We start from the raw sequence: 26297 nt of genomic DNA, 5'->3' as shown, positions 1-26297 counted from the left end.
AATGCAAACCATTCTGGACAAAATCATCGCCAAAAAGCGGGAAGACATAAGGGATTTAAGTGAAATTGCGATCGGGTTGCCACAGAAAAAACATTCTTTTATTGAAAAATTGAAAAATGCATCCGAGTTATGCATCATATCGGAGTTTAAGCGAGCCTCTCCTTCTAAGGGGTTGATCAATGACAGCCTTCAGCCGGCCAAGCAGGCTGCCATGTATGCTGAATATGGAGCCTCCGCAATCTCCGTGCTTACAGACAGCCACTTCAAAGGAACCATGGATGACTTGAAGGAAGTGCGGAGTGCAGTGGAACTTCCTATCCTTTGCAAGGATTTTATTATCGAACAAAAACAGATCAGCCATGCCTCAGCAGCCGGCGCCGACCTCGTCCTGTTGATTGCCTCCGTGCATGACCAGCATTCATTAAAGGACCTCCATGAATACGCGAAGGAGCTTGGAATGGAAGCCCTTGTTGAAATCCATGACGAAGCGGATCTTGAGAAAGCACTGTCGGCAGGTGCGGAATTAGTCGGGATCAACAATCGGGACTTGAAAACCTTTGAGGTTAATTTGGATACAACCGAGAAGCTAGGACCAATCGTAAGAAAATCAAGGGCATTTTTGATCAGCGAGAGCGGCTTGAAAACGAGAGAGGATGTAATGAGAGCAGCTGGATCGGGAGCCAATGGCATTCTGGTTGGGGAATCCTTCATGGCGGCTCCAGATTTGCAGCAGCTCTTCAGGGACTTCAAAGTTCCTTTGAGAGCGGTGGAACAGTTATGAAGGTGAAGATTTGCGGTATCAAAACCGTCGAAGCAGCCTTGCACGCCACAGCAGCAGGTGCGGATGCACTTGGTTTTGTTTTCGCACCAAGCAAGCGGCAAATTACTCCCGGGGAGGCCAAGGCAATCATCGAGGAACTCCCGGAGGCTGTCTGGAAGGTGGGGGTATTTGTAAATGAACCTCCGGAAAAAGTCGCATCAATTGCTGAACTGGCCGGCCTGACCCATATCCAGCTGCATGGAGAAGAAAGTCCAGGGGATTACATGGAAATCGGCATGCCTCTCATTAAGGCTTATAGTATAAGAGATAAAGAGGACATCACCACAATTGATTATGAGAAATCAGACTATGCCCTGCTCGACAGTCCCCCTGCCATGTACAGAGGCGGAAATGGAACGAGCTTTGACTGGGACTTTGCAAGCGGGGCAAAAAGTGGCCGGAATGTCATCCTTGCAGGGGGCCTGAATCCTGATAATGTGCAAAATGCAATAAATAAGGTCCGTCCTTTCATGGTGGATGTAAGCAGCGGAGTGGAAACAGAGGGAGAAAAAGATTTAAGGAAAATTGGAAGGTTCATTAAAATAGCTAAAGACGGAGAGGATGAGGGGATATGAATAACACAAAGACAGCAGCCTACACACTGCCGGATTTAAAAGGACATTTTGGCCAATTTGGCGGCAGGTATGTTCCTGAAACACTGATGCAGGCAGTCATTGACCTGGAGGAAGCCTATGGGAAGGCCTTGGCKGACGAGGATTTCCATCAAGAGCTGAATTATTTGCTCAAAGAATATGTAGGCAGGGAAACACCGCTTTATTATGCGGAAAATCTGACTGCCCGTGCTGGAGGAGCAAAAATATATCTTAAGCGGGAAGATCTTAACCATACTGGAGCCCATAAAATTAATAATACAATTGGGCAGGCCCTGCTTGCTGTCCGCATGGGAAAACGCAAGATTGTCGCTGAAACGGGGGCTGGGCAGCATGGAGTCGCCACAGCAACTGTATGTGCATTGCTGAATCTCGAATGTGTGATTTATATGGGGGAAGAAGATATCAGAAGGCAGCAGCTCAATGTATTTAGAATGGAACTGCTCGGTGCAAAGGTTGTCAGCGTCAGTTCAGGAAGCGGCACTCTGAAGGATGCGGTAAATGAAGCCCTTCGCTATTGGGTTGCGAATGTGGGAGATACCTATTATATACTAGGATCAGTTATGGGGCCTCATCCGTTTCCGAAGCTTGTTAGGGATTTTCAGAGTGTAATAGGAAAAGAAACAAAGAAACAGTACCTCGAGAAAGAAGGCCGGCTGCCGGACGCGCTTGTTGCATGCATTGGCGGCGGCAGCAATGCAATCGGAATGTTCCATCCCTTTATCGAGGATGAGGGTGTGAAAATGTATGGAGTCGAGGCCGCGGGAGCCGGAATCTCAACAGGCCGCCATGCTGCATCCCTGGCGAAAGGAAAACCGGGTATCCTGCATGGCAGCATGATGTACTTGCTCCAGGACGAACATGGCCAAATCCAGGAAGCTCATTCCATTTCGGCCGGGCTGGACTACCCGGGGATCGGGCCTGAGCATAGCTACCTCCATGAGATCAGCCGGGTGAAGTACGAATCCATCACTGATGAAGAGGCTCTTGATGGAGTAAAACAGCTGTCAAGGCTTGAAGGGATTATTCCTGCTCTGGAAAGTGCTCATGCTGTGGCTTATGCCATGAAGCTGGCAGCCAGCATGAGCCCGGAGGAAGGAATCGTAATCTGCCTGTCTGGCCGCGGTGACAAAGATGTCCAGACAATCAGAGACCAAATGGGAGGAAATGAACATGACGAAAATTAAACAGGTTTTTCATCAACTTGACCATAAAGCATTTGTTCCTTATATTGTCGCGGGGGATGGCGGGCTGGAATCCCTGAAAGATAAGCTGCTGTTTTTGCAAGAGTGCGGCGTGGATGCGGTTGAACTTGGGATTCCTTTTTCCGATCCAGTTGCCGACGGACCTACCATCCAAAAAGCAGGATTAAGGGCTCTTAATGAAGGGACGACTTTAAAAGGAGTCCTGGAAACAGTCCAGTCATTCAAGGACCAAATAACCATTCCGCTTATTGTCATGTCTTATGCAAATCCTATAATGGCTTTAGGAATCACCAAGTTTGCGGAGAAAGCGGCTTTGGCAGGGATTAATGGGTGCATTATTCCTGATTTGCCCATTGAAGAGGAGGATTTGTTTCTGCCGGAATTAGAAAAGCATGGGATCGAGCTGATAAGGCTTGTTACTGTGACCAGTCCCGAAGATAGGATCAGGGAAATAACGGCAAGGGGAAGCGGATATGTATATGCGGTTACCGTGGCAGGGATTACAGGTGCCCGCACGAGTTTTGCCGGGAATCTCAGCCATTTTCTACAACAGGTTAAAGAGATCAGTCCACTGCCAGTTCTTGCCGGCTTTGGCATCTCTACTCCCCGGCAGGTGGCAGAAATGGCATCCCACTGCGATGGAGTTATAGTCGGCAGCAAAATAGTACAACTGTTCCATGAAGGGAAACTGGAGGAGATCAGAGAGCTTGTCGAAGCAGCCAAATAAAAACACAAGGACAGCCGTTTGGGGCTGTCCTTGTGTTTTTATATTCTGTTGCTCTCAAGCCGGTCATCTTTTGATGCCTGTGACACAAACCGTCAATATAGGCCGATAATTTCCATACGCCACCGAAACATCTTTGAAGCCGGCTTTTTCAAGGTCTTTCTGTATTTTGGCCCCAAGGGTCCTGGTTGTTGTTTCGTCTGCCCCATCTTCCCTGGGCTGGACCGTCAAGGCAATTCTGCCTTCAGTGCTCATCATGTTGTATATTTTTTTTAGCGATTGCTCGGGATGCTCCCAAAGAGGATAATTATTTACCGAAAATACCCTATCATAAAGGTGGGAGGGCTCATAATCAATGATATCCCCGGAATACAGGCGCACTCTGCCCTGCTGGATATAATCACGGTTTTTCCGCTCGGCCATCTGCTTCATTTTTGCAGAAAGATCGATCCCGTGGATAGTGATCCTTCTTTTGGTTTCCATAAGTTCGTTTATGGCATAGCCAGGACCATATCCAATTTCAAGGATGGTATCGCCTTTGTGTGGATTCAGCTTTCGGATCGTCCATCTGTTTATTTTTTTGTTTTCAAGGTTCATAATGAACCCAGCGATTCTGCCGAAGAATCCCTTTGGTTGTTCGAATTGGCGGTCCATTGTATTTAGCATTCCTTAACACCTCATATTTGTTTTCCTTCTATTAACCCTTTCTTTTCCGGCCTTAAACATTTTTTAAAATAATAAATTCTGCCTATTTTATAAAAGATAATAATATTGGGATTTTTTTCGAAACGTGCAGTTTGTTACAGTATTATGCCTGACAGGTTTATATACTTATTGTATTCACAGGGTATGGAGGCATCTCCATAGAAAGAATTAGATAAAAGGGAAAGTGACAGAAATGAATGTAAACGTGGATGTTGTGCCCATTAGGCCTGACCGCGATATTGTTAAGCTGACGGCCGTACTGAATGGGTATCCGGGACCTGAAGTTAAAATCGTTGCCGATTTTGAAAAAAACACCTTCGTTTATTTTGAATGGAATTTCGATAAAAAGGAAACAAAGCCTATTAAGCCAATTGCCAGGCTGGATTCTTTGGAGCAATTCCGGAAAAAGCTTTACGAATTCCACATATGGGACTGGGAAGAAGATTATCAGGCAGATGGAATCATAGTGGATGGCATGTCCTGGTCCGTCATGCTCGAAACGAAGGGAGGCGTTTTTAAAAAGGAGGGGCTTGAAGCCTTTCCAAAAGAGTGGAAGAAATTTTGCCGGTCTCTTAGGCGATTGACTGGTGTAGAGATTAAATAAAGAACGGGAATTGAACTTCTTCCAGGCAATTTTTCTTGCCTTCCTGCCCTGCTGCTTGAAATCCTTAGCTTTTGGGTGTAAAATAGTGGAGTTTTAGCCGGTATTTTAATTGGCAGAAAGGATCCTTGGAGGATGATTGGAAATGCATGATATAAATGTTGAAGAACTCGTCCAGTCAAAGAAATATGTGCCGGTCGATGTTCGTTCACCCATTGAGCACGGAGAGGCAGCCATTCCAGGTTCCGTGAATATTCCCCTCTTTACCAATGAAGAGCGCCAGGAAATTGGCATATTATATAAACATTCCGGAGACCAGGCGGCAAAATGGCGTGCGATGGAAATTGTCTCCCCGAAACTGCCATCCATTTTAAAGCAAATAAAAAACTTGGAGGATTCAGGCGCACAGCCTGTCATTCATTGCTGGCGGGGAGGKTCGAGAAGCAAAGCTGTAGCCTCCTTTCTGGAGTTTTCCGGAATACCATCCTTAAGGCTGGCCGGAGGCTATAGAGCGTACCGGGAGTATATATTGGAGCAGATTCCCATGCTTTTGCCAGAGAAGGCGGTGGTTCTGCATGGCCTGACAGGAACGGGAAAAACCGAGATCCTTAAGGAACTGCAAGGAAGGGGTTACCCGGTTTTGGACCTTGAGAAGATGGCCAACCACCGGGGCTCGCTATTTGGAACGATCGGAATCGGCGACGGCCATAACCAGAAAACGTTTGATGCCCTACTATTTGAGCGTTTAAGAGAGATAAAAGGATCCGCCTATTTCATTATTGAAGCAGAGAGCAAGCGGATAGGCCGTGCAGCGCAGCCAGAAATCATGGTCGAACGGAAAATGAACGGAACTCATTTTCTTATTTCCTGTTCGCTTGAGAATAGGATTGAACGGATTTACAGGGAATACGTTGAGCCTTACAAAACGGAAACCTGGTTCAAAAACAATGTGGACGACAAGGTAGAAAGGATTGTCAAGCGCCTGAAAAATCCCGAGTTGGCTTATGAGCTGGAAGAGGCTCTCGTCAAAGGTGATTACCGTACAGTGATTTCAATCCTGCTTATACATTATTACGATCCGCGATACAGCCATTCCCTGAAAGAGTATAGTGGTCAATTCATTGAGGTTCATGGAGATGATTCCGTGAAGGCTGCGGCCCTGATCGTGAAAGAATTGGGTGAAAATTACCAATCCAGCCGGACTGCCTTAATGTAAAATTAATAGAAAAGTGTGTGGGCACTGACCACATGCTTTTTTTTTATCACTGGAACCTATTGGCGGTAACAAAAAGTCAAAAAAATGTCACATAAAAATTCGGAATTTTTAGTATATAATAAAAATACAGCTACCATGAGAGGATGGATGAAATGCGAGAGTCGAAAAACTGTCACCGCCGTTTCTCGGTATTAGAAGAAAATGTGGGTTTCCTGACCGATGACGGGGTGGATGTATTCATAGCTGGTGCAAGATTCCAAAAAACCATCAGCTGCGGCCATATGGAATTGCCAGCGGACAACCATGATATCATCCTTGCCTCTTTGATCGAGAAGAGAAGCGAACTTCCCACTCCCAAAACACTATATCTAACTTTGATGAACTTCTGAAACCAGCCTGGCATCCTGCCAGGCATTTTTATTGACAAAAAACATTTTTTAGAAAAAAAGGAGGTTAAAGTGCTTCCTTTGAAATTTTTGTAAGATAAGATTTAGAAGAAAATTAATTTCCAATGTTTTCACTATCTTTGAGTTCAAAACCTTTGTACTCGTCAATGAGCAGTGGTAAAATGACTATGAAAACGGTATCCCCTGAATTTTAAAAATTATTCATTTTTTAATTGTGGGATTCGTTTTAACTATATAAGAAATGGTAGGGGAACTTCTATGAACAAACCTGGTGCCAGTCAAGATGCCTTGTCTGGTTTTCACGGGCCCAATTTGGGATATGTCATTGAGCTGTATGAAAGGTACCTTGAGGACCCGAATTCAGTAGACCCGGAAATGAAGGAATATTTCGACCAAGGAAATATTCCAGCAATGAATCTTTCAAAATCAGAAACACATGAAACACATGAAAAACTTCAAGTCAGCGATGCTGAAAAAATAATTGCTGCGCTCCGGCTGGCGGACCATATCAGGGCATATGGCCATCTATCAGCAGATGTTTATCCATTGTCGGAAAGGGGGCAGCAAAACCCTCTCAATGAACCGGAAAAATGGGGGATCAGTGAAAAGGATTTGGAACAGCTCCCGGCAAACTTGATCTGTCCGGATGCTCCCCCACATGTCAAAAATGGCGCAGAAGCGATTAAACACTTAAAACAGGTGTACACAAGCACTATAGCCTATGAGTTTCATCAGGTGCATAACCTGGACGAACAGAATTGGCTTCGCCGAAAGGTTGAAAGTGGAGAGCTAATTCCCAACCTTCATCAGAAGAGACGCATCTCCTTGCTTAAGCGTCTGACTGAGGTTGAAGAGTTCGAAAGATTCCTCCATCGCACGTTTGTCGGGCAAAAGCGTTTTTCCATTGAAGGGCTGGAGACAATGGTTCCTTTAATAGATGAGGTCATTTCGGACTCCGTGAAAGATGGAGTGGAAACAGTCAACATCGGCATGGCCCATCGCGGACGGCTGAATGTGCTCGCCCATGTGCTGGGCAAACCTTATGAAATGATCTTTGCTGAATTCCAGCATGCTCCCAGCAAGGAACTGGTTCCTTCGGAAGGTTCAGTTGGGATTAACTTTGGCTGGACTGGCGATGTTAAATACCATCTTGGACTGGACCGGCAGATTAAATCCGAAAGCACGGCTAGAGTCCGAGTGACCTTGGCCAATAATCCAAGTCACCTGGAATTTGTCGGATCAGTAGTGGAAGGGTTTACAAGAGCTGCCCAGGATACACGGAACCTGCCAGGAAAATCCACACAGGATCCTTCCAGGGCGCTATCCATTTTAATCCATGGGGACGCAGCATTTCCTGGCCAGGGAATTGTGGCGGAGACACTGAATCTTAGCGGGCTGCATGGATTTAATACTGGCGGTACTGTCCATATCATTGCCAATAATACCATCGGTTTTACAACCGAATCTTTTGATTCAAGATCAACCAGATATGCGAGCGACCTTGCAAAGGGATACGAAATCCCGGTCATCCATGTTAATGCGGATGACCCGGAAGCATGCATAGTGGCATCCCTCCTGGCGGTCGAGTATCGGACGAAATTCGGAAAAGACTTCCTGATTGACCTGATTGGCTATAGGCGTTACGGTCATAATGAAATGGACGAGCCTATGACAACCAATCCGCTTATGTACAAAATCATTCAAAAGCACCCTACAGCAAAGGAATTGTACGAGAAAAAACTGCTGTCACATCAGGTGATAAATGAACAGCAGGCAAAGGACTTGTCTGCGGAAGTGCTTCAAAAGCTGACGTCCGCTTACGACAAGGTGCCGAAAAAAACCGGGCATGACTTAAGCGAAGTCGAAGTCCCTGACGTGATTGAAAAAGGCCTGCCTAGAATCCAGACCTCCATACCGCAGGAAAAGCTGGCAAAAATCAATCAGGACCTGCTAAGCTGGCCTGCAGATTTTAAAGTCTTCGGTAAACTCGAGCGGATTTTGAAAAGGCGTCTGGAAGCCTTCAATGAGAATGGAAAAATTGACTGGGCATTGGCCGAAACATTGGCGTTTGCCTCAATCATATGTGATGGAACGCCGGTCCGGCTTACAGGCCAGGATTCGGAGCGGGGAACATTTGCTCATCGGAATATCGTCCTGCATGACAGGGAAACAGGAAAAGAGTTTTCGCCGCTGCATGCATTGCCGGATGCGAAAGCCTCATTCTCCGTGCATAATAGCCCGCTATCTGAAGCAGCGGTACTTGGATTTGAATATGGCTATAACGTTTTTGCTCCTGAAACCCTGGTTCTTTGGGAAGCCCAATATGGTGATTTTGCCAATGCAGCCCAAGTCATTTTTGACCAGTTCATTGCTGCCGGAAGAGCCAAGTGGGGGCAAAAGTCCGGGCTGGTCATGCTGCTTCCTCACGGCTATGAAGGGCAGGGGCCTGAGCACTCAAGTGCAAGATTCGAACGGTTCCTTACGCTTGCCGCTGAAAATAACTGGACTGTTGCCAACCTGACTTCGGCAGCACAATATTTTCATATTTTAAGAAGGCAAGCGGCGATTTTGCCTAGAGAAGCAGTCCGGCCGCTAGTGTTGATGACACCAAAAAGCCTTCTCCGCAATCCGCTTGTGGCTTCTGAACCGGAAGAATTCAGCTCAGGAGAGTTCCAGTCCATCATCAGCCAGCCAGGACTCGGAACCGATCCGGAAAAAATTGAAAAGGTTGTACTATGCACCGGCAAAATTGCCGTTGACCTTTCAGATAAGGTGGATCCCGAACAGCATGGCTGGCTGCAAATATTCAGGCTGGAAGAGATTTACCCATTCCCGCTTGAAATGCTGAAGGAAAAATTCCAGGAATTCCCGAATTTGAAAGAAGTAGTATGGGTCCAGGAAGAGCCAAAGAACATGGGAGCTTGGACATTTGTTGAGCCGCGCATCAATGAGGCCCTTCAAGAAAGGCTTGAAGTGGGCTATATTGGGCGCATAAGGCGGTCAAGCCCGGCAGAAGGGGAGCCGGATATCCATAAAATTGAACAGGCAAGAATCATTAACGAAGCATTGACGAAGAAGTAAAGGAGAGGAACAAAGGTGGCAGAAATCAAGGTTCCGGAATTGGCAGAAACAATAAGTGAAGGAACAATCGCCCAGTGGCTGAAAAAACCGGGTGATGCTGTAAGCAAAGGGGAATATATTGTTGAGCTTGAAACCGATAAAGTAAACGTGGAGATTATCTCTGAACACGAAGGAGTCCTGGCCGAGCTAAAGGCGGAGGAAGGCGACACCGTACAGGTAGGAGAAACAATTGCCGTGATCAGCGAGGAAGGAGCTGCAGACATCCCATCTGGCAAGGGTGGGTCTGATGCCGGTAGCCAGGGAGAGAAAGCCTCTGAACCAGCTGCGGATGCTGGGGATGCCCCAGCGCAGGCTGTGGAAGAGTCCAAGCCTGCGGGAGCAGGGGAACGGGTTATCGCAACTCCGGCAGCCAGGAAGCTTGCCAGGGAAAAGGGTATTGATTTAAGTGAAATCAATGCGGCCGATCCATTAGGCAGAGTCCGCAAACAGGATGTGTCCAATTTTGAGCCGGCAAAGGCAGAATCTGCACCAAAGCCTTCCGCTTCCCAAAACAAGCAGCCGTCCAAGCCAGCTGCAGAAAGCGGCAAGCCTGTAGAGCGCATCCGGATGTCGCGCCGCCGGCAGACCATTGCCAACAGGCTCGTTGAGGTGCAGCAGACAGCGGCAATGCTGACAACCTTTAACGAAGTTGATATGACGGCAGTCATGGAACTGAGGAAAAAGTGGAAGGATCGTTTTTATGAAGAAAACGATGTAAAACTTGGTTTCATGTCATTCTTCACAAAAGCCGTTGTGGCCGCACTGAAGAAGACTCCATATTTGAACGCGGAAATTCAGGGAGACGAGCTTGTCCTCAAGAAATTTTATGATATCGGCGTTGCCGTATCGACCGACGAAGGTCTCGTTGTACCGGTCATCAGGGACGCGGACAGGAAGAACTTTGCCGAGCTTGAAGGAAGTCTTGGAGAGCTGGCTGAAAAAGCACGGACGAATAAACTAAGCTTAAGCGACCTTCAGGGAGGTACATTTACGATTACAAACGGCGGTGTATTCGGATCGCTGCTTTCCACCCCAATTTTAAATGGCCCGCAGGTTGGAATACTTGGTATGCATACCATCCAGCTTCGCCCGGTCGCTATTGACAAAGACAGGATGGAAAACCGTCCAATGATGTATATTGCCCTTTCCTATGACCATCGGATCGTTGATGGGAAGGAAGCTGTCACATTCCTGAAAAGAGTCAAGGAACTCATTGAAGATCCTGAATCACTGCTATTTGGAAGCTGACGAACCAAAGAACTCCGGACTTTTGTCCGGAGTTTTGTTTGTTGGTGCTGGAGATGGCAGTTACGATGGAATGAAAAAATCGCCGCAGGCTGCGGCGATTTCCTCTTTAATTGTTAACGGACCTTAAACGGTCTTAAACCTCTTCTTGATATCTCATCTTTAAGTATTTTTGCCCATTCCTTATCACTTTCCGACTTTAATGCATCGCGATATGAGACCACCAACTGTTCATTGCTCATAATTTTCATTTGCATTCCTCCTCGGTAGAATGGTTTGAATATTTAATTTTTTATTAAGTTTAAATTTATTGTAAAGGTTTATGAAGCATTTGAAAACCCATAAACGATAATTTTTTTTCGCAAGCGGGTGGAAAGTTTTTCCTTAAATATGGCGGAGCTGTTCACAGGATATGTGAAAATCCTGTGACATCTATATAAATCCAAAAGGTAATTCCATATAATTGACTATAGAAATAGTGGTAATGATGATTTTAAAAACATGGAGGTTAGCTAATTGAAATATATTTTGTCGTTATTTTTACTATCGTTCAGCCTCCTTCTACTTATAAAAGGAATCAATCTATGGTCGATAATGGGGCAGGTGGATGGAAGCGGATTAGCCATATCTTTCATGGGTATTGAAATTGTGGAACGTGTGGCGAAGGAAGCCATCCCGGGCTACGCGCTTGGCTTTACGATCGCCGCGCTCATCCCGCTGTTCGTCTTGGCCAGCATGATTTTCAAACCCTTGCTGAAAGGGGAAAAAGGAACAAGGGAATCTGTGTAAGCATAAAATAAAGGTTTTGTTAATCCTTGCTCCCAGGATGTTTAAACCAAGCAATATTTGTGGTAAAGAGAACACAGACACTATCACCTAGGTAAAACATCTGGGAAAGAGGGATTAAAACAATGAATTTATTTAGCGAAAATGGAATATATGAAGTGGTTTACCGTGGATCTCACTTTTCATTTTTGCGCTTTATTAGAATGGATAACATTTGTGATGTTTGTTATATCACCCTTAAAAACATCCTTACAGGAGAAATGTTTACGTTTGAACAGGCGGGGGKACTGGCAATTCGCGAAACGACCGGCGCGATTGGATCAGATACCAGCGAAAATGAAGTTGCATAGAGACAGTTATCTTCTTTATACTATATTGGAAGAGATAAAGGAGATGCTGAACATGATTCACTTAGACTGGCATGAACGCCAAACCATAAAAAAAGTAAAATGCCTGCACACGAATGCTAACAAATACATTGTCAACCGTGTGCTGACCGCCGGAAAAGAATATGAGGTCAAAAACGAAAGCGATGAGTTTTACTTCATCATCGATAACTCCGGCAAAGTCGGAGGCTATTACAAGGAGTACTTCACAAATGCATAAAACAATGAAAAAGAGCTGTCACTTAAAGTTGACAGCTCTTTTTCGTATTTGGCAACTGCTGTTCATATGAAACCTTCTGTGACCTTCTCAGGCTTTTTCAGCGTGTGGAGGTGCTTCGCTGGCCCTTTCACTGTAAAGTCTCCTTGAGATAAAGGTCTGAAGGATCAGAAACGCTCCGCCGACAGTCCAATAAAGCGGAAGGGCAGCAGGTGCATTAAGGGAGAAAAGAACAATCATCACTGGAGAAAGCAGGCCCATGAACTTTAGCTGTTTTTGCTGCTCAGGAGCAAGGTTGGCTTGGGAAATCTTGAATTGCAGGAGATAGACTGCTCCTGCTGCAGCGGTGATCCATATATCAGGCTGGCCGAGGTTGAACCAAAGAAAGGAATGTGTCGCAATTTCATGGGATTCTGATATGGCGTAATATAATCCCATCAAGATTGGCATCTGGATCAACAGTGGCAGGCAGCCCGCATTGAGCGGGTTCACCCCGTGCTTTTGGTAGAGCGCCATCATTTCCTGCTGCAGCTTTTGCTGCTCTTTTTCATCCTTTGTGGCTTTCAGCCTTTTCTGGATATCATCCAGTTCAGGCTTTAATTTATCCATCTTACCCTTCATGCTTTGCTGGGTCTTATATTGCCTGAGCATTAAAGGCATCAGCACCATTCTCAGCAAAACAGTGATCAGGATGATGGCCAGTCCGAAACTGCCATGTGTCAAGTCGGCAAACAGATGGATTAGTTTTTCAAAGGGCAATACAAGTGTGCTTCGGAAAAATGTCGTTTCCCCGCCCGCTGCCTGGCAGCCTGTTAAAACCACAGCTGCTGCAGCCAGGGATAATACTGACATGGATATTTTTTTCATTTTTCTCCTCCTGGTTTTCATTCATTTTAATAGAGGGAGAAAAATGGTTGTCCTCATCATCAGCACTGATTTTCAATTTTACTGTTTTCAGGATTAGGATCGTTCTATTGAGTGCAAGCCCCGCTAGGGCAATAAAAGCTGAATCAGATGCTGAAAGCCTGACTTGTGTTCTTTGAAGGGAAGAATGAACCAGAAGGCTGTCAACATTCAGCTTCCAAAGTACACAAAGTGTAACGCTTAGCAAGGCGCTAATATATAGAGGATAATAAACGGTAAATTCAAGTCCGTGATAAAGTTCGAACATAATGATCACCTCGATTTTGCTTCCACAATAAAAGCATAGTCCTAGTATAAACGATTTAAACCGGATATGGAAACACCGTGCCAAATCTCGCTCGAGCGGATCCGAGTCTTACCGGCGGTAATTTGGTTTTAAAGTTTGGAAAACAGGCTAAGAATATAGGAACAACCAAGGAAAGCTTTTCTTGGAGTTTTCAAGACTGGCAGCTATTGAAAGGGGAAACTGCGATGAAAAAAGTATATGGACTGATGGTCCAGGCAGGCGATGCAAACGAAATGCTGTGGGACCGGGGAGTCTGGGAAACAGAAGAAGCTGCAAAAGAATACCTGCAGTCAGAAATGAGAAATATTAATGGAATTTGGGTAACCGAATTAAAAGTAAATGACTCCATTCCTTTGGCTGCGGAACCAGAAGCGGAAGAAATGGTCTTATGCGACCTGTGCGGAATAAAATATAATCCCGCTGATGTGAATGTAACGGATTTCGAAGATGCTGTCTGCATAAACTGCGAGCCAGAATATCTCACCCAGGAAAACATACTTTAATTGATTCATAGATTCATGCTCATATCCACAAAACGATGGAGCAGGAGAGCAGCAAATGCTGGCAACTCCTGCTCCATTTTATATACCTGTTGCTGTGCCTGTTCTAATTGAGATTGCCAATTTTGGAGGTTAACAGGCTGTAAGCTTTCTCAACACTTTCCTCACCGGGAGGGTCTACCTCTTTAAGGGGATACTCAAGTCCCAGGGCCTCCCATTTATAGACGCCCAGTTTATGATAGGGGAGAACTTCCACCTTGGCCACATTTTGCAGACTTCCGATAAAATCGCCCAACTGCTGTAAATCATCCGGTGAATCCGTGATGCCAGGCACAAGTACATGGCGTACCCAAATTGGAACCCGGCGATCAGAAAGGAAGCGTGCAAAGCTAAGGATGTGCTCGTTGGTTAATCCCGTCAGTTTCTTATGCTTTTCACGGTCTATTTGCTTAAGGTCCAATAAAATCAAATCGGTGTACTCCAGCAGCTCGGCAAGCTGGGATTGGAAAAGGGGACTTGTTGAATAACAGCCGCCTGAAGAGTCGATTGTTGTATGGACCCCAAGCTTTTTGCACTCTTTGAACAGCTCAATCAGAAACGGAATTTGCAGCAATGGCTCTCCGCCGCTGACGGTGATTCCGCCGCCGGATGCCTCGATAAATGGAAGGTAGGACTTCAAATCTTCAATGATTTCAGAAACACTCATTTGTTTCCCTGTTCCTATTTCCCAGGTATCAGCATTATGGCAAAACTGGCAGCGGAGAAGGCAGCCCTGCGTAAACACTATATACCTTATTCCCGGTCCGTCCACTGTGCCTAATGTTTCGATAGAATGAATGTTTCCAATCATGATTGAAGAACTCCTTTCAGGATAGAAGTTGGCATCCAGCCTCCTTTTCGGGGAGAAGAGCCAGCTTAATTAAATGGCTGGAGCTTCCCCAAGGGGAGGAAGCTCCTTGTGTTACAAAGATAAGATAGTATAAAGAGGAGCACTTAGATAACGGTCCAGCTCCAGCGCCTAGCCAGTTTTCATCCTCGAATAAACTTCTAGAGTATCTTGCGAGAAGCGTAGCTTTGAGCAGCTCGAGTCATAAGCCACTCCAGAATTGAAGGCAAAGAACGCCTTCTATTCTGGATCGTCTTATGCTGGTCGGGGCTGAGCACTAAGGAAAGCTTCTAAGAATTAGCATCGCAGGAACAATCCGCTTTTAGATTGTTCCGAAGGCGCTTACGCTCTCCTACATGGTTTCATGGAATGTCCGGTTGATGACGTCCAGCTGCTGTTCGCGTGTCAGCTTGATGAAATTGACCGCATATCCGGAAACACGGATGGTCAGCTGCGGATACTCTTCCGGATGCTCCATTGCATCCAGCAAGGTTTCACGGTTAAAGACGTTGACGTTCAGGTGGTGCCCCGTCTTGGCTGCATAGCCGTCCAGGATGGCAACAAGGTTGCTGATTCTTCCGTTTTCCTCTTTCCCGAGGGCCTTAGGCACAATGGAGAACGTATTGGATATGCCGTCCAATGCATACTCATAAGGCAGCTTTGCAACAGAAGAAAGGGAAGCAAGAGTTCCTTTTGTATCACGGCCATGCATTGGATTGGCTCCTGGTGCGAAAGGTTCGCCGGCACGGCGTCCATCGGGAGTATTACCTGTCTTTTTGCCGTACACCACATTGGATGTAATGGTCAGGATGGACATGGTATGAACGGAACCGCGGTAGGTAGGGTGTTTCTTCAGCTTGTTCATGAAGTTTTTCACCAGTTCGACAGCAATGCTGTCAACGCGGTCATCATTGTTTCCGTATTTAGGGAAGTCGCCTTCAGTCTCAAAGTCTACGGCCAGGCCGTTTTCATCACGGATGACTTTTACTGTTGCATATTTTATGGCGCTTAAGGAGTCGGCCACCACACTCAGTCCGGCAATTCCAGTTGCCATGGTGCGAAGGATTTCCGTATCATGCAGAGCCATTTCAATGCGCTCATAACTGTATTTGTCATGCATATAGTGGATGATGTTCAGGGTGTTGATATAAAGCCCTGCGAGCCATTCCATCATATTATCGAATTTAGCCATCACTTCATCATAGTCAAGGATGTCGGAAGTAATCGGGCTGTAAGCAGGAGCCACCTGAGTTTTCAGCTTTTCATCCACTCCGCCATTAATCGCATAAAGCAGGGCTTTAGCCAAGTTGGCACGGGCGCCGAAGAATTGCATCTGCTTGCCGATTTCCATCGCGGATACACAGCAGGCAATTCCATAATCATCGCCATACTCAGGGCGCATGATATCATCGTTCTCGTACTGGATTGAACTCGTTTGGATCGACATTTTCGCGCAGTACTTTTTAAAATTCTCCGGAAGCTGGGTGGACCAAAGCACGGTTAGGTTTGGCTCTGGCGCTGGTCCGAGATTATCCAGGGTATGAAGGAAGCGGAACGAATTTCTAGTAACCAGAGCGCGTCCGTCCTGAGCCATACCGCCAATGGATTCAGTCACCCAGGTAGGGTCCCCGCTGAAAAGTTCGTTGTAGTCAGGAGTTCTGGAAAACTTGACCAGGCGAAGCTTCATCACAAAATGGTCCACCAATTCCTGTGCTTCCTGCTCTGTAAGTGTGCCATTCTGAAGATCGCGCTCAATGTAGATATCAAGGAATGTGGACACACGCCCAAGGCTCATGGCTGCTCCGTTTTGTTCCTTGATGGCTGCCAGGTAAGCGAAGTAAAGCCACTGGAAGGCCTCTTTTGCATTGGTTGCCGGTTTGGAGATGTCAAAGCCATAGCTTTCTGCAAGCTGTTTCAATTCATTAAGGGCACGGTATTGTTCTGAAATCTCTTCCCTTAGGCGGATGTTGTCTTCCGTCATGATTTGGCTGGTGGACTGATGGTCCTTCTTCTTTTCCTCCATGAGGAAGTCCACTCCATACAAGGCTACCCGGCGATAGTCGCCAATGATGCGGCCGCGGCCGTAGGCATCTGGAAGGCCGGTAATGATACCTGCTTTACGGGCGAGGACCATTTCTTTGGTATAGGCATCAAACACACCTTGATTATGAGTTTTGCGGAAGTCTGTAAAAATCCGTTCTACTTCTTTATTCAATTCGTATCCGTAGGATTCAAGCGATGCTTTGGCCATCCTGATTCCGCCAAAAGGCTGCATGGAGCGTTTGAAAGGTTCGTCCGTCTGAACGCCTACAATCGTCTCTTTTCCTTTGTCCAGATATCCGGGTCCATGGGAAGTGATCGTTGAGACGATTTCGGTATCCATATCCAGGACACCGCCTTTTTCGCGCTCCTGACTTGTAAGGTCCATAACCTGTTTCCACAAGTCATTTGTCGAGTCGGTCGCTTTTTCCAGGAAAGAATCATCGCCATTGTATTGTTTGAAGTTATTCAGGATAAAGTCACGGACATTGATTTCTTTTTGCCAAGTTCCGTTTTTAAAACCTTTCCATTGTTCCATTGTCATTCACCTCAAAATTAAGTTTGTTCGGATATATAACAGTTGCTACACTTATATCATACTACTAATGTAACAGTTTTGCTGTGACGAATTTGTGAAATAGTTAACAATCCGATGATATCAATTGCTTAAGCGTTTTTTTAAAAATAGACAAATAGATTTTAGGTTGTCTGTACTATATCTATATGGGTGTTTTTGACCTTGTTATATAGAAGGAGACAAATAATTATGATTCATTTATTGGAGCTAAATATATTATAACAAACAAGATTTGCAAGGTTTTAAGGTGGTTATGAATGTTTTGTGAAATGAAGTGATAAAAAGCACAAAGGCAGGAGAGAATTCTCCTGCCTTTGTGCTCAATTAATCTACCACTATATACGCAATCATCGGGCCATTTCTGTCCTTGTCGGGATGAGTTAGACAAATCAGCCTGTACACTCCTTCCTTCGCAAACTGTAATGGAACGACTGTTTCTTCTCCTTGTTTTACCGTGCCCTTAATATCTGTTCCTTCAATAATGAATGGATGCTCCATTCCATTCACACCATAGATAATAAGATTCACTTTCTCGTCTTTCTCGAGCAGGATCGCTCCGGGATCCCAGCGATACGCCTCGATTTTTTTGCCTGCAGGAGTGGTGGCTGAAAACTCGCCAGTAACCAAATGGATCTCCCGCGCTTTTCCGGAACCTGGAAGTGCAGCTGTCTCGGAAACCGGGTCCTTAAGTAGCCAATTTGAGCCTGCTGTAAGAACTGCCAAAATCATGATGGCTATGAATACATACTGCTTTTTTATGACCAAAAAATGCACAAGCTTCATCTCCTTTTTAATAGCCTTGATTCATCATATGCTCAAGGTCTTCGGAAACTTGTCTACTTTTTTTCGTTGGCAATTAAAATTAGGGTTTGCATAGAATTTTTTTTATCCACCAAAATAAGAGAGGTATTTTATAAATGGGAGGAAAAGGGGCATGATTCATGTATTCACCCATAACGATCTTGATGGGGTAGGCTGCGGCATCCTGGCAAGGCTTGCTTATTCTGAAGAAAGCGATGTACGTTACAATTCTATTTCCGGTTTGAATTTTCAGCTTTCGCGATTTTTGGAGCGGCTGGATGAAAGTGCGGCTGAAATGAGTGGACTTTATATTACCGATCTCACTGTAAATGAAGAAAATGCCTTGAAAATGGATGTGCTTGTTGATTCTGGTGTTTCTGTTAAACTGATTGACCATCATAAAAGTGCGCTTCACTTAAACGATTTCAGCTGGGCCAAGGTGACAGTGGAATACGKGGATGGGAGGCTTGCATCTGCGACTTCATTGTTTTATGACGAACTCATCCGCTCAGGGAAGCTTGAAAGTGGTGGTCCGATTTCGGAATTTGTCGAGCTGGTGCGCCAGTATGATACCTGGGAATGGGATGAAAATAATAATGTAAAAGCCAAACAATTGAATGACTTGTTTTACCTGCTTTCGATTGACGAGTTTGAACAAAGGATGGTTCAGCGCCTTGCCGAGAGTGAGCAATTTGGATTTGATGAGTTTGAGGCACAGCTTTTGAAAATGGAAGATGAGAAAATTGGAAGATATATCCGGCGCAAGGGCAGGGAGCTGGTACAAACCACTATAGCGGGCAAGTGCGCAGGAATCGTACATGCGGAATCCTACCATTCGGAGCTGGGCAATGAACTGGGCAAGGAACATACACACCTGGATTATATTGCGATTATCAACATGGGAGGGAAAAAAGTAAGCCTCAGGACGATCCACGATGATATTGATGTTTCAGCCGTGGCGGGCCAGTTCGGGGGAGGAGGCCATGCAAAAGCGGCAGGATGTCCACTGACTGAGGAAGGCTTCAGAGTATTTGTCAAAGAGGTTTTCCCGCTGTCATCAATTAGAATCGATTCATCAAGAAATGTCCACAACTTAAAGGAGTCGGAATACGGCAGCCTTTATGAAAATAACCAAGGAGAAACATTTTTTATTTATTTCGAGTCAGAAGGGAACTGGAGAGTAGAAAGGGACGGCAAGGAATATTTGAAGTTCTCCAGTTTCAAAGAAGCAGAGCGGGAAATCAAACGTCGCCACGGCGCCGCCCTTATAAAGGATGACGTCTTTGTAAAATTTCTGGCCAATAGTTATATCAGCAAAAAACAATAGAAATAGGGCATCCCCGCCGCGGAGGATGCCTTTATTGGTGAGGGGTCGAGCGCCCAACAGCTGTAATGGCATAATAAAAAACTGCCTAAGAAGGCAGTTTTTCGAAGGTTTTCCTATTTGCCCATCCTTTGGTCAACCATGCGGCAAACCTCATCAGCGGAAAGGCCGTTTGCTTCAATGACCGAACCTTGCGTAACCGTATCCTGCATTCCCATAATGTTTGAGTCAATTCCTGTCACTACACAGAAGTCACATCCCTGCGCATCTGTTTCCTGACGAAGCTCGATGACGTCGTAGCCTTTTTCGCGCAGAGCTTCCGATACATTTGTTAAGGATTGTTCAACACCAACTCTTGCCATTTGACACACCTCCTCCTTGAATAAGGTTTCCGTGCAGAAGGTAAATTATTCGTGGAGGACATCTGCATATAATTGCAGCCAGCATGCAAACTAATAATCATGGAGGTGGATGTATGTCCAAGCGTAAACATGACCCGTCAACAATCGGTTTGAACTCTCCCCAGGTAGAAGGACAGGGAACAACGAATCATGAATCCGGTGTAAAGGCGCCCTCATCACGAAATAAACAAAAAAAGCAATAAGTAAAATGAAAGGGCCCGGGAGTCCCGGGCTCTTGCTTATTAATGATAAGGCGCTGCCGCTTTCCTAGTACATTTGCGCTACTTGCTGCTGCAGTTCCTGGTTTTCCAAGTATTCATCATAGCTCATTTGTTTATCCACTAGGCCAGAAGGGGTGATTTCAAAAATCCGGTTTGCAATCGTCTGGACAAACTGGTGGTCATGGGACGAGAAGAGCAGGGAACCTTTAAAATTCATTAGACCATTATTCAACGCCGTTATCGACTCGAGGTCGAGGTGGTTAGTTGGCTCATCCAAAATCAGGACATTGGAGCCTGACAGCATCATTTTTGACAGCATGCAGCGGACCTTTTCACCGCCAGACAGGACGCTGGCTTTCTTTAGCACTTCATCACCGGAGAAAAGCATCCTTCCCAGAAAACCGCGCAGGAAGCTTTCGCTGTCATCCTTCGGTGAAAACTGCCTAAGCCAATCGACAAGACTTAGGTCGGACCCTTCGAAATACTGTGAATTATCTTTGGGGAAGTAGGCCTGGCTGGTTGTAATGCCCCATTTGAAGCTTCCGCTGTCCGGCTCCATTTCTCCCATCAGGATTTTAAACAGGGTTGTTTTGGCGAGTTCGTTTTTGCCGACCAGGGCGATTTTGTCATCTTTATTCATGACAAAGGAAATATTGTCGAGAACTTTTTCGCCATCGATTGTTTTTGACAGTCCTTCTACACGCAGCAGGTCATTGCCGATTTCGCGCTCAATCGCAAAATTGACGTATGGGTAGCGTCGGGAGGAAGGTCTGATATCATCAAGGGAAATTTTATCGAGTAGTTTTTTCCTGGAAGTAGCCTGCTTCGACTTGGATGCATTCGCACTGAACCTGGCAATAAAGGCCTGAAGTTCCTTAATTTTTTCTTCCTTTTTGCGGTTGGCATCCTGAGCCATCTTCGTAGCAAGCTGGCTTGACTCATACCAGAAGTCATAGTTGCCGACATAAATTTGAATCTTGCTGAAATCAAGGTCGGCAATATGAGTACATACCTTATTCAGGAAGTGACGGTCGTGGGATACCACAATCACTGTATTTTCAAAGTTGATCAGGAACTCTTCCAGCCACTGAATCGCTTTAATATCAAGGTGGTTGGTCGGCTCATCCAAAAGGAGGACGTCAGGTTTGCCAAACAGAGCCTGTGCAAGCAGGACTTTTACTTTTTCTCCGCCATCCAGGTCAGCCATTTTCTTATTATGGAGATCCTCGCCAATTCCCAATCCCTTTAGGAGAATGGCTGCTTCGGACTCAGCTTCCCAGCCGTTAAGCTCGGCAAATTCGCCTTCAAGTTCAGCAGCTCTCATGCCGTCCTCATCCGTGAAATCTGCTTTCATATAAATAGCATCTTTTTCCTGCATGATTTCAAATAGACGGGCATGACCCATAATCACAACTTTAATCACTTCTACTTCTTCATATTCAAAATGGTTCTGTTTTAAAACAGCAAGGCGCTCCCCGGGTGTTAAGGAGACAGTCCCTGTCTGGGCTTCAATTTCACCGGACAGGATTTTTAGGAAAGTGGACTTTCCGGCGCCGTTCGCTCCAATCAGTCCATAACAATTGCCAGGGCTGAACTTTATGTTTACATCTTCAAAAAGCTTGCGGTCCCCGTACCTCAAGCTCACATTATTAACTGTAATCATTGTAATCCTCCATTAACCATAATCCACAGCATTATACCATATACCGGATGGCAGTGCGAATTCTTCCCTTATATTTGTAAAATATAGGTTTTATCCCTTTCCATTGGGGAAAAGAAAAGCAGCAAGCAGAAATGGATGAACGATTTACCTAACCTGAAAAAAATTTCAATTTTTTTGCTCATCTTCACACATTTATCATCTGTATGAGGTAAAATGATAGACAAAGAGGTCGTTAAAGGAGTTTTTGCGAATGGCTAAACAGCAGCTGGTTGATATCGTGAACCGTCTGAAAGAATCAGGGGTAAAAGTCAGCCTTACCAAGCCAAAGTCTGAGTGTTTCTCCCTGCAGCAGAATAAGGAACATCCTACAGTGAACTCGCATTAGAAAAAGCGGTGAGAAAAAGCATCTCGCCGCTTTTTTATAGTTCCCTCATGATTTTTTCATAGACTTCGTCTTTATTGAATTCCTCGCCCATGGGGAATTTTTTTATGAATTTATTGTTTTCATCAATTAAATAGGTAAAAGTGCTATGGACAAAGAATCCATTACCGGGATCCTTGTACTGGAACTGGAATTGGTCTGCCACTTCCCTGATTTTGGTTTGCTCTTCTTTAATGTTAGCAGGATCGCCTGTGAGCATCAGCCAGCTCCCATCATCCGCGATCTCAAAAGCCTCCATATATTTCTGCATGATTTCCGGCGTGTCACGATAAGGGTCAATCGTGATTGTGATAAATTCGACCTTGCTTCCGAATACACCTTCATCCTGTAGGTCCTGTTTGAGCAGATTCATTTTTTGTGTAGTGGTTGGACAGATGTCCGGACAGTGGGTATAAATAAATTCTACAAGCTTAATCTTCTTGCTGTCGCCGAAGCGGTAGTCTTCCTGATTGTGTGTCATAAGGGTGATATCCTCTGGAATCTGTGCGCTGGCGTCCCTGACCATTAAAAAGGCAATGCCGCTGCCTATTCCCAGCAGGATAATCAGTCCGCAAATTATATAGATTTTCTTCAACTTGCTGCTCTCCCATCATATGGCGCGTAAATCGCCGTTATAGTGCTTGAGGATGCCGCTATTCAATATTGCAGAATTCTATTGGGCAATTCTCACAGTCAATCTCTGTCTTTAAGTGCTGGATGCTGTGAACGATGATCTTTTTCCGATCAATGGAGATAATCCCTTCGTCCCTTAATTCGCCAAGCATTCTGCTGACACTTTCCCGTGCGGTTCCGCAATAATTGGCGAGTTCCTGGTTGGTTAGGGAAACATCAATCAGGATACCAGTTTCCTTCACGATGCCGTAGCTGTTACAAAGGCGGATCAAAGTGGAATATAAGGCCCCCTTCTTGCCGTTAAGCACGAGATCCCGGAACTTTGTGGTTGTCTTCCGGAAATGATCATTCATCCACCTCATGAATTCATAGGCTAGCTTGCTGTTATTGAATAATACCTTTTCCAGATTTTCAATGTTAATGGCTGCTGCTTCCCCGGATTCTATTACTTTCGCATTGAATAAATATCTGGGATCCACTGTAAAGAGTGTCAGCTCTCCAACAATATCATTGTATTGACATAATCGGAGGTTCAATTCCTTTCCTTCCGCGTTCATTTTTGAAATTTGGATCTTTCCGGAGAGGAGGATGAACATTTCTTTTGCTGGCTGGCCTTCCTGGAATAAATAGGTACCTTTTTTGAGTTTGACACTTCTATCTGAGGCTTTCAGCAGCTCACCCAGTTCATAGGTTATTGTGCTTTTATATTTCGGGCCCACTTTCCTCACCTCTATTCCTGTTTCATTCATCACAACGATCATTTCTTTCCTTTTGTCTATGTTCATTAAAAAGAAATGTAATCACTAGGTCAATAGAGAAAATGTGAACATTTTATGTGAATTGAAAACGCTGTAAAAAAAGTCACACTTCGTTCAATTTCTGCCACTTAACAAAAGGGCAGGGGAGTACTATGATTAATTTAGATAAAATATGTGAAAAAAATCACAAATAGAAAGGGACTTTTTCATGAGTACTGACCCGCATAACTTGGCAGTAAAATCCGCGTTGAAGAAAAAGGCTTTATGGCAGGAGGACCCGCTGAAATATTTGATAAGGGCTGGGCTGGCCGGAGTGTATATTGGTTTTGGCATCATGGTTTCCTATCGGCTGGGAGAGGGATTTTACGATGTACATTCTCCTGCAACTTATTTAATCAGTTCAATCTTTTTCGGAATCGCCCTTGTCCTCATCATATATGGCGGAGCAGAGTTGTTTACAGGAAATACAATGGTGTTTGCTATGTCCACTTTGGCTGGGAAAACCACAGCCAGGGATACATTTGAGAACTGGGGAATCAGTTACATAGGCAATTTTATTGGGGCATTTATCTTTGCGATGCTTATTGCTTTTACCGGTTTATTCAGCTCTCCTGAAAAATCACAGTTTATCATGGAGGCAGCGGGTGTGAAGATGTCCACGCCTGCTTACCAGCTCTTTTTCCGGGGGATGCTGTGCAATTGGCTCGTGTGCCTCGCTGCTTACTGGATTCCGTTTCATGTGAAGGGGGACGGAGCAAAAATCGGCAGCATGATGCTCATCGTTTTTGCTTTTGTTGCTTCCGGTTTTGAGCACAGCGTTGCCAATATGGCACTCTTTCTCATTGCATTATTTGTTCCGCATCCTGAAACGGTCAATATGATAGGCCTTTTCCATAACCTGGTGCCGGTTACTTTGGGAAATATTGCAGGAGGTGCCGGGTTTGTAGGGTATCTTTATGTCTATCTTTCGCGAAAAAAGGAAAAAGCAAAACAAACACCGGAAGCGGAAGAAGCTTATCAGCAAAAAGTATTATCACATACATCCAATTAAAAAGAACCGCGCCGGTTCTTTTTCTCTACCCGCGAAAAAAATCCTGCAGCCATTCTCCCGCTATTCCGCCCAAATAAACTCCGACAATTCCAATCACTCCTGCCAAAACGGGTGGAGCGGGTATTGGCAGCTTCAGCATTTTAAAGAGGATGCCCACTATTAAACCTGCCAATAAAGCTAAAATGACCTCCTTCATCCAATCACCGCCTAAAATTAAGATGTTTACAGCATTTTCTTGCTAATGCTTATTTTAATGCGAGAAGGCAAATCTATTCACCCATATTGCAGAACCCTTATTTTCTTCTGCTAACAAGTGTATGGATTCTCTCTCTTTGTAGGAAATTAAGGGGAAGCCGAAAGGAGGAGAAGAAATGAAGAAGCAAAACGAGCAGGAAAATCTTGAAATTGCCGGCCGTCAATATGAAGTGGAGGATTATCAGCGGAATGATACGCTGTCCGCAGGGCTTGCGGTTACACATGAACAAGTCAGCGATGCCTATACAGAAGGTGAAATCAATCCGGTAATCGATAATCAGCAAGATGGATCAGAAACCAGGATTCCTCGAAAAGGCTATGAGTGATGTTTCAACACCTTCTTTTGAAGGTGTTTTCAGAGAAGGTTATTCTGTGTGGATGCATCTAGGTGCCGGCAAAGCAAGTGATGCGGGTTACGGAACCATGGTGAACCCGGATTGTTAGGAGGATGGGCAAATGTCAAACAAGGGTGAGTTCCAAAGCAATGAATCACAGTATAAAATGCCCAAAGCCCTGAAACAGAAGCGTGACTTTGTTTATCGGGTGGGATATACAGCGACGACAGGAAATGATACTGGCGGGAAAGATGAGCCGGGCAGGAGATCCGACTTGTGATATGGAAAAAGGCTGCATGAATGCAGCCTTTTTCCATTACCTAGCTTACAGGAAATCCATTAGGGGGATTTAGTTAGCGGAAACTGGATACGGACATCTGAGTTTACTGCCTTGTCTGACAGTGTTGGCGGCAACTGTGCCCCTTTTTTTAAGAATCACAAAGCCCTCTTCAAGTGCATAGCCAATCACAAGATGTGAAGATGCTGTTAAGACTTTCATGCTTACCAGTCCCTTCCTTACTATAGTGGCATGCAATATTCCATACCCGGTGCTAAGTGAAATAAACATTGTCCATTGTTAATGCAAATACGGAGTGTCCTGGTCGTAGGCATCCGCATAGGCCCTTTTAGCTGCGTCTTCAGAGGCAAACAGGGCGTCATCATCCTCAATAACATGGAATGTTTCATTTATGAACAGCGCAAGCGCATTCGGGTCTTTCGGATGAGGCACAATTTCGGCTGCCTTAACATTGGCGACTGAAGGAACATGGGGATTGTGGTAGATGACAAATACTTCATCTCCCTGTTTTAGCTCGTTTGGTTCTATGGTATCCATTAAGTTCTCCCTTCCGAAAAGTCATAAATTCTCATTTTGCTGACGTATTTCATCACCAGTCAAATCAATGTTGGCATTTTCCAGTCTGCGATGTTCATCTATTGAATCGCCCGGAAAATTTGCATTTGGCGCAATGCCGCCATATGGGGTGGGTGTGGCGGCTTCTCGTTTCGGCTTATCTCTGTATGTGATGGCAACCAACTCCTTTTGCTGTTAACATTTACTGTATTCTCCATCCTTATTCTTAAACACAATCAGGAAAACTTGCCATTTAAGCGGGAAGCGCACTTTTAGTAGGCCCTCTTTTGTGCGGTAAAAGTTGGATGGGTAAAAAGGAAGGGGA

31 protein-coding genes are annotated in these 26297 nt (G+C 45.1%); 19 read left to right on the top strand and 12 right to left on the bottom strand.

All coding sequences use genetic code 11. From position 1 onward, the window contains the following. Position 1: 1 nt before the first annotated feature. Genes trpC through trpA form a run of 4 tightly spaced genes read left to right on the top strand, consistent with a single transcriptional unit; the run spans position 2 to position 3363 of the window. Positions 2-781 (top strand): indole-3-glycerol phosphate synthase TrpC, encoded by a 780-nt coding sequence (gene trpC, locus ADU22_RS20335; protein ID WP_053363802.1) that lies wholly within the window; start codon positions 2-4, stop codon positions 779-781. Next, the gene (locus ADU22_RS20330) at positions 778-1395 is read left to right on the top strand and encodes a phosphoribosylanthranilate isomerase (RefSeq protein ID WP_053363801.1); all 618 of its coding nucleotides are present in this window, start codon (positions 778-780) and stop codon (positions 1393-1395) included. The genes trpC and ADU22_RS20330 overlap by 4 nt, the downstream gene beginning before the upstream one ends. Further along, positions 1392-2618: a tryptophan synthase subunit beta gene (gene trpB, locus ADU22_RS20325; protein WP_053363800.1), complete on the top strand. Its 1227-nt coding sequence runs from the start codon at positions 1392-1394 to the stop codon at positions 2616-2618. Before ADU22_RS20330 ends, trpB begins: the two co-directional genes overlap by 4 nt. Continuing rightward, positions 2605-3363, top strand: coding sequence for a tryptophan synthase subunit alpha (trpA, locus tag ADU22_RS20320; RefSeq protein ID WP_053363799.1), 759 nt, complete (start codon positions 2605-2607; stop codon positions 3361-3363). Before trpB ends, trpA begins: the two co-directional genes overlap by 14 nt. 63 nt (positions 3364-3426) lie before the next feature. On the opposite strand, the gene ADU22_RS20315 is transcribed toward trpA, so the two are convergent. After that, positions 3427-4026 carry a class I SAM-dependent methyltransferase gene (locus ADU22_RS20315; protein ID WP_053363798.1) on the bottom strand — a complete coding sequence of 200 codons (600 nt, stop codon included), beginning with the start codon at positions 4024-4026 and terminating at the stop codon, positions 3427-3429. A 232-nt stretch (positions 4027-4258) separates the two neighbouring features. On the opposite strand from ADU22_RS20315, the gene ADU22_RS20310 reads away from it, so the two are divergent. From ADU22_RS20310 to odhB, 5 genes are all read left to right on the top strand, one after another. Beyond that, on the top strand, positions 4259-4669 hold the full coding sequence (locus ADU22_RS20310; protein WP_156324411.1) for a hypothetical protein: 411 nt from the start codon (positions 4259-4261) through the stop codon (positions 4667-4669). 142 nt (positions 4670-4811) lie between these two features. Further along, entirely contained in the window at positions 4812-5882 is a 1071-nt protein-coding gene (mnmH, locus tag ADU22_RS20305) for a tRNA 2-selenouridine(34) synthase MnmH (RefSeq protein ID WP_053363796.1), read from the top strand. A 152-nt stretch (positions 5883-6034) separates the two neighbouring features. After that, the gene (locus tag ADU22_RS20300; RefSeq protein ID WP_053363795.1) at positions 6035-6271 is read left to right on the top strand and encodes a hypothetical protein; all 237 of its coding nucleotides are present in this window, start codon (positions 6035-6037) and stop codon (positions 6269-6271) included. 276 nt (positions 6272-6547) lie between these two features. Continuing rightward, positions 6548-9370: a 2-oxoglutarate dehydrogenase E1 component gene (locus ADU22_RS20295; protein ID WP_053363794.1), complete on the top strand. Its 2823-nt coding sequence runs from the start codon at positions 6548-6550 to the stop codon at positions 9368-9370. Positions 9371-9385: 15 nt separating this feature from the next. Continuing rightward, on the top strand, positions 9386-10657 hold the full coding sequence (gene odhB, locus ADU22_RS20290) for a 2-oxoglutarate dehydrogenase complex dihydrolipoyllysine-residue succinyltransferase (RefSeq protein WP_053363793.1): 1272 nt from the start codon (positions 9386-9388) through the stop codon (positions 10655-10657). A 113-nt stretch (positions 10658-10770) separates the two neighbouring features. Here odhB and sda read toward each other — a convergent pair whose 3' ends face one another. After that, complete coding sequence (gene sda / locus ADU22_RS20285; RefSeq protein WP_053363792.1) at positions 10771-10905, bottom strand: sporulation histidine kinase inhibitor Sda; 135 nt, start codon at positions 10903-10905, stop codon at positions 10771-10773. Between the two features lie 265 nt (positions 10906-11170). Here sda and ADU22_RS20280 point away from each other — a divergent pair, with 265 nt between their 5' ends. The 3 genes from ADU22_RS20280 to ADU22_RS20270 all read left to right on the top strand — a co-directional run bounded on the left by ADU22_RS20280 (position 11171) and on the right by ADU22_RS20270 (position 12046). Next, positions 11171-11443 carry a hypothetical protein gene (locus tag ADU22_RS20280; protein ID WP_053363791.1) on the top strand — a complete coding sequence of 91 codons (273 nt, stop codon included), beginning with the start codon at positions 11171-11173 and terminating at the stop codon, positions 11441-11443. Between the two features lie 122 nt (positions 11444-11565). Further along, positions 11566-11790, top strand: a complete 225-nt coding sequence (locus ADU22_RS20275; RefSeq protein WP_053363790.1) for a hypothetical protein — start codon at positions 11566-11568, stop codon at positions 11788-11790. A 52-nt stretch (positions 11791-11842) separates the two neighbouring features. After that, a complete protein-coding gene (locus ADU22_RS20270) occupies positions 11843-12046 on the top strand; it encodes a DUF6501 family protein (protein WP_053363789.1) in 204 nt (67 codons plus the stop codon). Between the two features lie 87 nt (positions 12047-12133). On the opposite strand, the gene yidC is transcribed toward ADU22_RS20270, so the two are convergent. Further along, on the bottom strand, positions 12134-12910 hold the full coding sequence (gene yidC / locus ADU22_RS20265; RefSeq protein ID WP_053363788.1) for a membrane protein insertase YidC: 777 nt from the start codon (positions 12908-12910) through the stop codon (positions 12134-12136). Between the two features lie 528 nt (positions 12911-13438). Here yidC and ADU22_RS20260 point away from each other — a divergent pair. Beyond that, positions 13439-13756, top strand: a complete 318-nt coding sequence (locus ADU22_RS20260; RefSeq protein WP_053363787.1) for a hypothetical protein — start codon at positions 13439-13441, stop codon at positions 13754-13756. A 103-nt stretch (positions 13757-13859) separates the two neighbouring features. Here the strand turns inward: ADU22_RS20260 and pflA are convergent, their stop codons facing one another. The 3 genes from pflA to ADU22_RS20245 all read right to left on the bottom strand — a co-directional run bounded on the left by pflA (position 13860) and on the right by ADU22_RS20245 (position 18030). Continuing rightward, positions 13860-14603, bottom strand: a complete 744-nt coding sequence (gene pflA / locus ADU22_RS20255; RefSeq protein WP_053363786.1) for a pyruvate formate-lyase-activating protein — start codon at positions 14601-14603, stop codon at positions 13860-13862. Positions 14604-14991: 388 nt separating this feature from the next. Then, a complete protein-coding gene (gene pflB, locus ADU22_RS20250; RefSeq protein WP_053363785.1) occupies positions 14992-17217 on the bottom strand; it encodes a formate C-acetyltransferase in 2226 nt (741 codons plus the stop codon). 363 nt (positions 17218-17580) lie between these two features. Next, positions 17581-18030: a cupredoxin domain-containing protein gene (locus tag ADU22_RS20245; protein ID WP_053363784.1), complete on the bottom strand. Its 450-nt coding sequence runs from the start codon at positions 18028-18030 to the stop codon at positions 17581-17583. A 160-nt stretch (positions 18031-18190) separates the two neighbouring features. Here ADU22_RS20245 and ADU22_RS20240 point away from each other — a divergent pair, with 160 nt between their 5' ends. Then, positions 18191-19384 (top strand): DHH family phosphoesterase, encoded by a 1194-nt coding sequence (locus tag ADU22_RS20240; RefSeq protein WP_053363783.1) that lies wholly within the window; start codon positions 18191-18193, stop codon positions 19382-19384. Positions 19385-19497: 113 nt separating this feature from the next. On the opposite strand, the gene ADU22_RS20235 is transcribed toward ADU22_RS20240, so the two are convergent. Then, positions 19498-19743, bottom strand: coding sequence for a YkuS family protein (locus ADU22_RS20235; RefSeq protein ID WP_053363782.1), 246 nt, complete (start codon positions 19741-19743; stop codon positions 19498-19500). Between the two features lie 113 nt (positions 19744-19856). On the opposite strand from ADU22_RS20235, the gene ADU22_RS24430 reads away from it, so the two are divergent. Next, positions 19857-19985, top strand: coding sequence for a YuzL family protein (locus ADU22_RS24430; protein WP_082252953.1), 129 nt, complete (start codon positions 19857-19859; stop codon positions 19983-19985). 64 nt (positions 19986-20049) lie between these two features. Here the strand turns inward: ADU22_RS24430 and ADU22_RS20230 are convergent, their stop codons facing one another. Next, positions 20050-21666, bottom strand: a complete 1617-nt coding sequence (locus ADU22_RS20230; protein ID WP_053363781.1) for an ABC-F family ATP-binding cassette domain-containing protein — start codon at positions 21664-21666, stop codon at positions 20050-20052. 250 nt (positions 21667-21916) lie between these two features. Between ADU22_RS20230 and ADU22_RS25455 the strand changes: the two genes are divergently transcribed. Further along, positions 21917-22051, top strand: coding sequence for a hypothetical protein (locus tag ADU22_RS25455; protein ID WP_277620288.1), 135 nt, complete (start codon positions 21917-21919; stop codon positions 22049-22051). Positions 22052-22085: 34 nt separating this feature from the next. Here the strand turns inward: ADU22_RS25455 and ADU22_RS20225 are convergent, their stop codons facing one another. Further along, positions 22086-22682 carry an SCO family protein gene (locus tag ADU22_RS20225; protein WP_053363780.1) on the bottom strand — a complete coding sequence of 199 codons (597 nt, stop codon included), beginning with the start codon at positions 22680-22682 and terminating at the stop codon, positions 22086-22088. Between the two features lie 58 nt (positions 22683-22740). Then, a complete protein-coding gene (locus ADU22_RS20220; RefSeq protein ID WP_286132337.1) occupies positions 22741-23481 on the bottom strand; it encodes a Crp/Fnr family transcriptional regulator in 741 nt (246 codons plus the stop codon). Positions 23482-23686: 205 nt separating this feature from the next. Here ADU22_RS20220 and ADU22_RS20215 point away from each other — a divergent pair, with 205 nt between their 5' ends. After that, positions 23687-24529: a formate/nitrite transporter family protein gene (locus ADU22_RS20215; RefSeq protein ID WP_053363779.1), complete on the top strand. Its 843-nt coding sequence runs from the start codon at positions 23687-23689 to the stop codon at positions 24527-24529. A 25-nt stretch (positions 24530-24554) separates the two neighbouring features. On the opposite strand, the gene ADU22_RS20210 is transcribed toward ADU22_RS20215, so the two are convergent. Then, a complete protein-coding gene (locus ADU22_RS20210) occupies positions 24555-24725 on the bottom strand; it encodes a XapX domain-containing protein (RefSeq protein ID WP_053363778.1) in 171 nt (56 codons plus the stop codon). Positions 24726-24900: 175 nt separating this feature from the next. Between ADU22_RS20210 and ADU22_RS20205 the strand changes: the two genes are divergently transcribed. Together ADU22_RS20205 and ADU22_RS25070 are read left to right on the top strand one after the other, a co-directional pair. Further along, entirely contained in the window at positions 24901-25110 is a 210-nt protein-coding gene (locus tag ADU22_RS20205) for a YozQ family protein (protein WP_053363777.1), read from the top strand. A 130-nt stretch (positions 25111-25240) separates the two neighbouring features. After that, complete coding sequence (locus ADU22_RS25070) at positions 25241-25399, top strand: hypothetical protein (protein ID WP_197280092.1); 159 nt, start codon at positions 25241-25243, stop codon at positions 25397-25399. A gap of 297 nt (positions 25400-25696) precedes the next feature. On the opposite strand, the gene ADU22_RS20200 is transcribed toward ADU22_RS25070, so the two are convergent. Beyond that, a complete protein-coding gene (locus ADU22_RS20200) occupies positions 25697-25954 on the bottom strand; it encodes a transcriptional regulator SplA domain-containing protein (RefSeq protein WP_053363776.1) in 258 nt (85 codons plus the stop codon). Positions 25955-26297 lie beyond the last annotated feature (343 nt).

Source organism: Bacillus sp. FJAT-27251, assembly GCF_001273925.1.
GTDB lineage: Bacteria > Bacillota > Bacilli > Bacillales > Cytobacillaceae > Mesobacillus_B.
This window is presented reverse-complemented; position numbering and strand designations above follow the sequence as displayed.

Excerpts from the sequence above, each read along its gene's own strand:
- ADU22_RS20235 (WP_053363782.1), bottom strand. The coding sequence starts at position 19,743 with ATGGCAAGAGTTGGTGTTGAACAATCCTTAACAAATGTATCGGAAGCT.
- ADU22_RS25070 (WP_197280092.1), top strand. The coding sequence starts at position 25,241 with ATGTCAAACAAGGGTGAGTTCCAAAGCAATGAATCACAGTATAAAATG.
- yidC (WP_053363788.1), bottom strand. The coding sequence starts at position 12,910 with ATGAAAAAAATATCCATGTCAGTATTATCCCTGGCTGCAGCAGCTGTG.
- ADU22_RS20315 (WP_053363798.1), bottom strand. The coding sequence starts at position 4,026 with ATGCTAAATACAATGGACCGCCAATTCGAACAACCAAAGGGATTCTTC.
- sda (WP_053363792.1), bottom strand. The coding sequence starts at position 10,905 with ATGAAAATTATGAGCAATGAACAGTTGGTGGTCTCATATCGCGATGCA.
- ADU22_RS20260 (WP_053363787.1), top strand. The coding sequence starts at position 13,439 with ATGAAAAAAGTATATGGACTGATGGTCCAGGCAGGCGATGCAAACGAA.
- ADU22_RS20215 (WP_053363779.1), top strand. The coding sequence starts at position 23,687 with ATGAGTACTGACCCGCATAACTTGGCAGTAAAATCCGCGTTGAAGAAA.
- pflB (WP_053363785.1), bottom strand. The coding sequence starts at position 17,217 with ATGGAACAATGGAAAGGTTTTAAAAACGGAACTTGGCAAAAAGAAATC.
- ADU22_RS25455 (WP_277620288.1), top strand. The coding sequence starts at position 21,917 with ATGGCTAAACAGCAGCTGGTTGATATCGTGAACCGTCTGAAAGAATCA.
- ADU22_RS20300 (WP_053363795.1), top strand. The coding sequence starts at position 6,035 with ATGCGAGAGTCGAAAAACTGTCACCGCCGTTTCTCGGTATTAGAAGAA.
- trpC (WP_053363802.1), top strand. The coding sequence starts at position 2 with ATGCAAACCATTCTGGACAAAATCATCGCCAAAAAGCGGGAAGACATA.
- ADU22_RS20295 (WP_053363794.1), top strand. The coding sequence starts at position 6,548 with ATGAACAAACCTGGTGCCAGTCAAGATGCCTTGTCTGGTTTTCACGGG.
- ADU22_RS20330 (WP_053363801.1), top strand. The coding sequence starts at position 778 with ATGAAGGTGAAGATTTGCGGTATCAAAACCGTCGAAGCAGCCTTGCAC.
- ADU22_RS20210 (WP_053363778.1), bottom strand. The coding sequence starts at position 24,725 with ATGAAGGAGGTCATTTTAGCTTTATTGGCAGGTTTAATAGTGGGCATC.
- ADU22_RS20230 (WP_053363781.1), bottom strand. The coding sequence starts at position 21,666 with ATGATTACAGTTAATAATGTGAGCTTGAGGTACGGGGACCGCAAGCTT.
- ADU22_RS20270 (WP_053363789.1), top strand. The coding sequence starts at position 11,843 with ATGATTCACTTAGACTGGCATGAACGCCAAACCATAAAAAAAGTAAAA.
- ADU22_RS20200 (WP_053363776.1), bottom strand. The coding sequence starts at position 25,954 with ATGGATACCATAGAACCAAACGAGCTAAAACAGGGAGATGAAGTATTT.
- ADU22_RS20220 (WP_286132337.1), bottom strand. The coding sequence starts at position 23,481 with ATGATCGTTGTGATGAATGAAACAGGAATAGAGGTGAGGAAAGTGGGC.
- pflA (WP_053363786.1), bottom strand. The coding sequence starts at position 14,603 with ATGATTGGAAACATTCATTCTATCGAAACATTAGGCACAGTGGACGGA.
- ADU22_RS24430 (WP_082252953.1), top strand. The coding sequence starts at position 19,857 with ATGTCCAAGCGTAAACATGACCCGTCAACAATCGGTTTGAACTCTCCC.
- ADU22_RS20310 (WP_156324411.1), top strand. The coding sequence starts at position 4,259 with ATGAATGTAAACGTGGATGTTGTGCCCATTAGGCCTGACCGCGATATT.
- ADU22_RS20205 (WP_053363777.1), top strand. The coding sequence starts at position 24,901 with ATGAAGAAGCAAAACGAGCAGGAAAATCTTGAAATTGCCGGCCGTCAA.
- trpA (WP_053363799.1), top strand. The coding sequence starts at position 2,605 with ATGACGAAAATTAAACAGGTTTTTCATCAACTTGACCATAAAGCATTT.